Genomic DNA, 7,931 nt, shown 5'->3' on the forward strand with positions numbered 1-7,931 from the left:
GTCGCGGCTATCGGTGATTATGGGGATGCAGGCCCGAATGAGCAGGATGTAGCCAATTTAATTGATAGCTGGAATGTAGATGCTATCATTACTTTGGGCGACAATAATTATGATGATGGTGAAGCCTCTACCATTGATCGGAACATTGGACAGTATTTTAGTGATTATATTTATCCGTACCTGGGCTCTTATGGGTCCGGGGCAAGTTCCAATAAGTTTTGGCCATCACTGGGAAATCATGATTATTATACTACAAATGCCCAGCCCTATTTAGATTATTTTGATTTGCCGGGTAATGAAAGGTATTATGATTTCATACTTGGAGAGATCCATTTCTTCGCGGTGAATAGTAATGATGAAGAGCCAGACGGAATCAGGTCAACCTCCAGGCAAGCACGATGGCTACAGGATGAATTGGCCTCTTCTAATGCCACCTGGAAAATTGTCTATTTTCACCACGCTCCATATTCCTCTGGGAATCATGGAAATAATAGTGATATGCAGTGGCCATTTGCCGATTGGGGTGCAGACGCTGTAATTGCGGGTCATGACCATCATTATGAACGGATTATTAAAGATGAAGGTCAATCGGATGAATTGGTTTATTTCGTTAATGGTTTGGGAGGAAGGTCAAGATATGATATATATTCTCCTATTAATGGAAGTAAGGTGCGTTACAATGATGATTACGGGGCCATGTTAATTGAAGCTTCTTCCAGCCAGATTACCTTCGAATTTTACGAAGAGGATGGTCAGCGGATCGATTCCTATACCCTAACATCCAGTGGAGGAGGAGATGATGATGACGGTCCAGGCGGGGGTGGTGGTCCAGTGAATCAACCACCGGGAAGTGGAGGTGGTGGACCTATTCACGGGGGAGGAGGTAGAAGCAGCACAGCGTCAAGTAATCTAATGGGAAGTGGAGAGACTGTTGGGCATGAGCAAAGAGCTGGCCTTTTTCCAAATCCAGTAGGCACACATTTGATCATTACCCTTAATGAATCCGACCATGCAACTTACCAAATTAAAGACTTGCAAGGAAAAATGGTGAAAGAAGGAAACCTTGATTCAGTAGAAACTACTATCGACATTACTACATTGAAGAAAGGAGTATACATTCTTGATATTAAGGAGGGGGAAGAAGTAAGTAGTAGGCGGTTTATGAAACAGTAAATGCAGCCTAACCTATAATGTTTAAAAAATTAATAAAAAAAGCAGGGGTTTATTAATCCCCCTGCTTTTTTATTGTCCTAAAAAATGGTTCCTGTATTTTGGGAATAAGTGAATTAATCGCTCCTCAATTTCCCGGCTGATAGGTGCTGGCTTCTGGAAGGCCAAGAGGTAAGTTTGATTGTTTTTCTTAACTCCCAATTTGTAGGTGAGTAGCCCTATTCCCTGATCCATTTTGGGTAATGGAAGAACTTAAATGGCTTCCTTTCTGGAATTGAAAGCCGAAATTGAAATGACCATTTTGTTCGAGGTAGGCAGCATTCATTTCTCCATTTTTTTGAATGATAATACCTGTATTAAAGGTGCCACCAGAAGTAGTGGTCATTTCAGCAATGAAGTTCTTTCCATTGTATTGACCGATAAACTTAGTGTCCCCAATCATATTGTCCTGTTCAATAAGGACATTTTGTCCATTCATGTTTACCAATTCTGCAACGGCAGTATTTCGTCGGGCAGTGCTTCCTCCAGTTCCATCTTGGGAGATATTGACCGTATTATTAGCACCACCTATTATGTTGATCCTAGCCTTGTTGTTAATGCTTCTTCCATTGAGGCCACTTTGGGAAGCATTTACGATATGGTCGTTTCCTCCCTTCACTGTTGCTATAGCCAAATTTCTTTTACTTTCCCCTCCATTGTTAGCTTCTTGTGACAGGGAAATCTCAAAATTACTATTATTGGCATTTAAGTGTGCAAGGGCCAGGTTTTCTTTACCTAGGCTATTGGCTCCTGTTGTTCTTTGGCTTATAGAAATCCTTCCTGTGTTGCCATTTCCTTTTATTTTTGCCCAGGCACCGTTATCAAGGTTTTGTCCTCCACTAAAAGCAGATTGACCGATATTGATGAGATCACTGCTGTTATTATTGTTACTTCCCTTGATTAGAGCCCATGCTTGGTTATTTTGGGTGAAGCCAGATTGTGTGATGTCTATTATGTCGCTTCCACTATTCCTATTTCCCTGGATAAGAGCGTAAATTAGATTTTTTTGATTAATAACATTAGCCTGTCCATTTTGGTCCAGCTCCATGATCGCATCTCCTGTACTATTCCTGTTTCCATCAATTACGGCAATTATTTTATTGTTTTGGGTTATCCCAAAGTTTCCACTTTGTTCTATTTGGATGATCTTATCGTCAGCAGAATTATTATTGCCTTGGATGATCACATAGGCTCGGTTATCAATAGCATTTCCATTTTGTTCTATCTCAATGAGGTTTCTCTCTGCATTATTCCTATTACCACGGATGATACCATAGGCTTTGTTTTTTAGGCTTTTTCCACCCGAATTACCACTTTGAGTTATCTCTATGCTGCTTTCTTCATCAACCCCATTTCGATTTCCCTGAATATAGGCGAAAGCTTTATTATCTTGACTAATTTCTCCTTCTAGCCCATTTTGTTGTATCCTGATGGCTCCCGAATTATTGCGATTTCCTTCAATCTTAGCAAAAGCTCTATTATCACTACTGATGCCATCGCCTAGACCATTTTGCTCTATGTTGATGATACTCCTTTCAGAGGCTGTATTTCTATTTCCTTCAATTATTGCATAAGCCAGGTTATTTTTACTTATGCCACTGCTTAAATCATTCCCTCCATTTTGTTCTATGTTGATGGTATTAATGCGAGGGCCCACAGTTCCAGCATTATTATTCCCCTTAATGAGGGCATATATCTGATTGTTGCGGCTAATTCCACTATTCCCACCATTTTGCTCTGTCCTTATACCAAAATTATTGCCATTCCCATGAACCTGCGCATAGACCTTGTTGTTAATGCTCTTTCCGACTTGAAAGCCATTTTGTTCTATTTCATCTATAGCTTGTTCAGTATTGTTTCCAAAGAGTAAAGCAGAGGCTTTGTTATTAATACTTTTTCCACTAGAAAATCCATTCTGATCTATTTGGTCTATGCCAAACGTATTTTTACTTCCAATGAGTAAAGCAGAGGCCTTGTTATTTATACTTTTTCCGCCAGAAGAGCCATTCTGATCTATTTCTATGGCATCATCATTCCTGTTTCCAATGATTATCCCAAACGCTTTATTATTCATACTTTTCCCTTCAAATGAGCCATTCTGAAGTATATCTACTGCATCGTCTTCATTTTTATTTCCCTTAATTATGGCCATGGCCTTGTTATTTATACTTTTTCCGTCAGAAGAACCGTTCTGGTCTATTTCTATGGCATCATCACTACTATTACTCCCCCTGATGGTGGCATAAGCTTTGTTTCCCTGGCTTATGCCGGATGAAAAATCTCCGCCATTTTGCCTTATTTTGATTCCATCTTCATTCCTGTTTCCCTTAATAGTGGCCATGGCCTTGTTATTTGTACTTCTTCCACCGCCAAAGCTATTCTGTTCTATGGCTATGGCACTGAAATCAGCTGTGCCATTTCCATTTCCCTTGATTAAGCCAAAGGCATAATTGTCCCGGCTCGTGCCCTCATTAAGTCCATTTTGTTGGATTTTTATGGCATTTGGTTCTGAATTAGCTCCAGCATTGTTGTTCCCCTGGATTAGTGCATATGCTTGGTTGCCCCTGCTTGTTCCTCCACCTTCAAAAATACTCCCACCATTTTGTTCTATCCTTATGCCGGGATCATTTCGATTTCCATTAATTCGGGCGTAGGCGCTGTTTCCCCTACTTATTCCTTGTAAGCCATCTTGCCTTATGTCAATAGAGTTTTTATTTCCAAATTGAATGCCAATAGCCCTATTTCCCCAGCTAATCCCATTGCCTCCTTTTTGGGATATTATAATGGAACTATTCCTACCTTTTTGAAGTGTAAGGCCGAAGTTCAATCGGCTAATTCCTCCATCATTTTCCTGAAAAATCATGGAGCTAAGGTTTTTCCCGTCAAATTGAAATTGTAATGCGGTGTTTCTGTTACCTAATTGGCCGGCCAAAATTTGGTTGTTTTTTCCGAATGCCTGGAATCCAAGGAAGATATTGAAATTTCCATTTTGGGTGGCCATGATCAAATTGCCGTTGGGATTGATTTGTTCGCCCTTTGCGATATTTCCCTTGCCATTTTGGTCTATGATCACTTGGGAATAAAGTGTGTTAGCCAGAAGTAATGACAGCGCCAGCGGTAGTAGAAAACATTTTTTCATGGATTTTGGATTTTAGTGAAGCTTGTGAATTGAGTTTAGAGAGGGGAGGGGAATTGTGAGGTTTTTCCGGATGGAAGATAGGAGAATGGTCAAGGGGAGGAATAACAAGTTTGGGCAAGTGTGGTCAAACTAAGTAAAAAGCTAAATGTTCTGCTTTTTGGCCCAATTAATTGATTATTAGGTAAATTAAAACAAATGTAAGGATAATACAATTATTCTTTAAAAAAATTATACATTATAGTTTTGGAATCAATTATTCCCATTTAGGGTCCTCTAGGGTACTAAATGGCAAGGATAAAACTTAGCTTTGCCTTACTTATGGAATCAAAAGGGGAGGCGGGAAGTGTTTGTTTTTTTATTCTTTACAAATTAATATTTTCAATTTTCTTTATATCCTACTTAAGTAATAAATTGGAATGGTTTCCAAAGTTCAAAATAGAGATTTTGAAGACCTAAAGTAAAATGTCATAAAAAAAGCTCGGCTTAAACAAAACCAAGCTTTTTATAATCTATTTTATTGAATTCTGCCTCTTAGAGATAAGCTTTCACATGGAAACAAGTATTACCTATTAATTCCCAGACTGATAGGTGATGGCCACATTTCCTGTTCCATTTTGCATAATAGTACTATGTAAGTTGCTTCCAATCTGAGTTTGAGTGCTAAAATTATAATCTCCATTCTGTTCCAAGTAAGCGGCATTGTTCATTCCATTGGCTTGGATAATCATTCCAGTATTGTAGCTTCCTCCCAGGGTAGTGGTCATTTCAGCTGTGAAATTTACTCCATGGTACTGGCCGATAAAGCTGTTTGTTCCAATCATATTGTCATGATTAATGACCAAATTCTGCCCGTTCATGTCCACCAGGTTGGCAACAGCAGTATTGTTTCGGGCTATGCCATTTACTCCATCTTGCGAGATGTCAATGGTGTTATTTTGACCTCTAATTATGCGAGCAAAGGTCAGGTTGTTTCTGCTTTGCCCTGAGGTATTAGCATCCTGAGAAATATTAATGGAGTTATTATTTCCCTGTATCAATATGGCTTTGGCAGTATTATTTCTTGTAGTTCCATCAATTCCAAATTGACTGATGTTGATAGCATCCATATGATTATTCCCATTGATTAATGCAAAGGCCAGGTTGTTTCGGCCATCTCCATTATCACTGCCTTGGCTTATGATTATTCCGTTATCATTATTGTTTCCACTGATAAAAGCAATGGCTTTGTTGTTAAGGCTTTGTCCATTGTCTGTAGCATTCTGTAAGATATTGATTCCCATTTCATTATCATTCCCATTAATAAGGGCAAAAGCCTGGTTATTCATGCTAAGACTTTGGGAGCCAAAAATAGCGTTTTGTTCTATTTTTATGCTTAAATTATTATCATCTCCATGAATGAGGGCATGGGCTTGGTTCCCTCGACTTGTGCCAAGACCATTTTGAAAAATGGTAATGCTCTCAACATTGTTGTCCCCATTAATTAGGGCATAGATTCGATTATTTTCACTGATTCCTCCTTCTGCAGTACCATTTTGTTCCAATTGCAACATGCCAGAAGTGTTGCTATTTCCTATGATGGCGAGATACATTTCGTTATTTTGACTGGTTCCCCTAAAACCAATTTGATCGATGTCATTTAAACCTTGGTCATTGTTATTTCCATCAATAAGGGCAATCATTTTATTGTTTCTACTTATGGCAGTTTCAGAGAATCTAGCACTTTGATCTAACTCATAAGCGTTATCATTATCATCTCCATTGATTAACAAAAGGGCAAAATTTTGTTGGCTTAGGCCTCCAGATAGTGCGACTTGATCGATGTCTCGAAAGTTAGAATTGGTATTATTATTTCCATTGATTAAGGCAATGGCTTGGTTGTCTATACTTCTTCCTCCTTCTCCTCCATTTTGTTCGATCTTAATAGCATGGGTTTCGAAACCGTCTCCGGTATTGTTATTGCCACGGAGAAAGGCAAAAGCATGATTTCCTCTACTTGTGCCGCTACTTTCCAAATTTCCACCGTTTTGTTGAATTTCAATACCTAGCTCATTACTATTTCCCTTGATCAGGCCAAAAGCAAAATTATCCCGGCTGACTCCCTCATTAATGCCATTTTGCTCAATTTTTAAACCACTTGTCCTTGGATCCCCAAAAGGATTGCCAAAATTATCATTACCTCTAATGATGGCTGCAGCCCAGTTGTTTATACTTCTTCCTCCATCTGCCAAGTCTTCATCAAAAAGGTTTCCACTTTGTTCTATAATGGCCCCATTATCGTCTCCTTTTTGCAACATAAAGCCGAAATTTCCCCGGGATGTACCTTTTTTCCCGGTTTGAAATATTCCTTCTTCAGTACCTTCTCCAAGGAGATTATTTCGATCCCCAAATTGAAGGAGAATTCCTTTATTGTTTCGGCTTATTCCGGCATCTCCATCCTCTTTATCTCCATCCTGATCTATTTTTCCTCTATTTTCCTTACCATTGATTAAGATAAAAGCATTGTTATCCCGGCTGACACCAAATTCTCCCTCCTGCAGGGTTTGGCCTTCATTATCATCTCCGATGATTGTGATCGTGGATCGATTATTTATGACCAGCCCATCCTGTCCATCTTGGAAAAGCTCTGCTAAATTACGATCCCCTCTTATAAGAATAGATCCTTGGTTACCAATTACCATTCCATCCTCTCCTTCCTGTTCCATATCTCCCTCGTTCTCATCTCCGAATATTCGTATAATTCCCCTATTGTTTCGGCTGGTGGTTTCATCTCCTGCTTGGTCTATTTCTCCATCATTTAAATTTCCATTTTGTAGTAGGAAGGCAAAATTGTCTCTACTGGTCCCTCCATCTTCCCCGTCATGGTCTATATCTCCGGTATTGTCGTTTCCGATTTGTAAAAATATGGCCTGGTTGTTACGGCTAATCCCACCAGATAAAAACTCGTCAAATTCACCACTTTGAAATATTTGACCGTCATTTCGATCTCCTATTTGGGCCCAGAAAGCACGGTTGTTACGACTAAAGCCCATTTCTCCCCCTCTCTGGTCTATACCAAAATCGATAAATCCAAAGCCTCCTCTATTATCCCTTCCTTTTTGGATCCAGATAGCCCGGTTAAATAAGGTTCTTCCATTTCGTCCACTTTGTAAAATGCCGATGGTATTATTGTTTCCCCTTTGGGAGGTAAAGGCCAAGTTAAACCGACTGATTCCACCAGCATCGTTTTGTTGTACATCAGATAGCAGATTTTGTCCGCCAAACTGAAATTGGAGGGCGGTGTTGAAACTACTTACTTGACTGGCTATGATTTCGTTGTCTTGCCCAAAGGCTTGAAGGCCAAAGAAGAAATTAAAATTACCATCCTGATCGGCTGTAATCATGTTGTTGTTGGGGGCTAATTGTATGCCCATTCCGAAGTGCCCCATGCCTGTTTGGGTAATGGTTACCTGGGAAAAGAGTTGGCTACTTGTTAATAGGAGAAGGGCTAGGGCGAGAAGTAGATTTCGTTTCATTGTTGTAAGCATTAAGGTTTAGATGTGGTTTGGGGGGTAAAAAGAGTTGAAGAAATTTATTATTGAAAGAT

At 39.5% G+C, this 7,931-nt stretch carries 3 protein-coding genes; 1 reads left to right on the forward strand and 2 read right to left on the reverse strand.

Going from position 1 to position 7,931, the window contains the following annotated elements; all coding sequences use genetic code 11:
- Window positions 1-1,173, forward strand: a 1,173-nt coding sequence (locus tag E1171_RS12545) for a metallophosphoesterase (protein ID WP_155206352.1), incomplete at its 5' end; no start/stop codon positions are given.
- A gap of 187 nt (window positions 1,174-1,360) precedes the next feature.
- Here the strand turns inward: E1171_RS12545 and E1171_RS12550 are convergent.
- Both E1171_RS12550 and E1171_RS12555 read right to left on the reverse strand, forming a co-directional pair.
- Window positions 1,361-4,348: a beta strand repeat-containing protein gene (locus tag E1171_RS12550; protein ID WP_155206353.1), complete on the reverse strand. Its 2,988-nt coding sequence runs from the start codon at window positions 4,346-4,348 to the stop codon at window positions 1,361-1,363.
- A 569-nt stretch (window positions 4,349-4,917) separates the two neighbouring features.
- Window positions 4,918-7,860, reverse strand: a complete 2,943-nt coding sequence (locus E1171_RS12555; RefSeq protein ID WP_155206354.1) for a hypothetical protein — start codon at window positions 7,858-7,860, stop codon at window positions 4,918-4,920.
- Window positions 7,861-7,931 lie beyond the last annotated feature (71 nt).

Source organism: Xanthovirga aplysinae (assembly GCF_009711365.1).
GTDB classification, from domain to species: Bacteria; Bacteroidota; Bacteroidia; order Cytophagales; family Cyclobacteriaceae; genus Xanthovirga; species Xanthovirga aplysinae.

What these genes read in the sequence shown, in the direction of transcription:
- E1171_RS12555 (WP_155206354.1), bottom strand. Translation starts at nt 7,860, where the DNA reads ATGAAACGAAATCTACTTCTCGCCCTAGCCCTTCTCCTATTAACAAGT.
- E1171_RS12550 (WP_155206353.1), bottom strand. Translation starts at nt 4,348, where the DNA reads ATGAAAAAATGTTTTCTACTACCGCTGGCGCTGTCATTACTTCTGGCT.